The sequence below is a fragment of the Allobosea sp. 05T433 genome (genome assembly GCF_056396065.1).
This window is the reverse complement of the sequence record NZ_JBFTKS010000133.1, coordinates 1-417: the sequence shown is the minus strand read 5'-3', so window position 1 is coordinate 417 and position 417 is coordinate 1. Positions and strand designations below refer to the sequence as shown.

The 417-nt window shown below is 66.4% G+C and carries 1 protein-coding gene; it reads left to right on the top strand.

What is annotated here, in order from left to right; all coding sequences use genetic code 11:
- A partial coding sequence (locus AC1DGP_RS35355) for a DUF2950 family protein (RefSeq protein ID WP_476833311.1) occupies positions 1–417 on the top strand: 417 nt, incomplete at both ends.

The following is a 417-nucleotide window of genomic DNA, read 5'->3' as shown; positions in this document are numbered from 1 at the left end:
CCCGAGGCGGCCGCCGCAGCCCTTGTGGAAGCCGCCCGCACCAGCGAGACCGGCCCGATGCTCGGCGTTCTCGGGCTCAAGGGGCGCGACATCGTCTTTTCCGGCGACGAGGTCGCCGACGCAGCGGACAGGGAGCGCTTTCTCTCGGCCTATCAGGCCAAGCACCAGGTCGAGGTCGACGGCGACAAGGCGACATTGCTCGTCGGTCAGAATGACTTTCCGTTCCCGATCCCGATCCTGCGCAAGGACGGTGAGTGGCGGTTCGACACTGAGGCCGGGCGCAAGGAAATCCTTTTCAGGCGCCTCGGGCGCAATGAGCTCGATGCGATCCAGGTCAGCCTGGCCTATGTCGACGCCCAGAACGACTATGCGAGCAAGGACAGAACCGGCGCCGGGCCAGGCTCCTATGCCCAGCGG